1 pseudogene is annotated in these 257 nt (G+C 72.4%); it reads right to left on the reverse strand.

Features of this window, described 5'->3' with window-relative positions:
* Positions 1-257: pseudogene (locus tag VS93_RS32345) on the reverse strand (hypothetical protein); the annotation flags it as partial.

Consider the following 257-nt stretch of genomic DNA (forward strand, 5'->3'; position numbering starts at 1 on the left):
CCGGTGTCGTAGGTGTCGCGGTTGAACGTGTTGGTGTTGTAGGGGGAGGGGATTTCGAATCCGCCGCCCGGGGTCGGCGGAGGCTGGTCACCGGCACCGGAGTTCCGCCAGGATCCCGTGTCGGCTCCCGACCATGAGGGCGCCGCGCCGCCCGGCTGCCCGGCGGAGGCGCCTCCCGGCGACGGGCGGGAGAAGGGGAGCCCTCCTGATGGGTGCGGATCCGTTCCCGGCCCAAGCGATCCCGTGTCGTAGGGGGA

The sequence above is a fragment of the Allosalinactinospora lopnorensis genome, from assembly GCF_000981225.1.
Lineage (GTDB): Bacteria > Actinomycetota > Actinomycetes > Streptosporangiales > Streptosporangiaceae > Allosalinactinospora > Allosalinactinospora lopnorensis.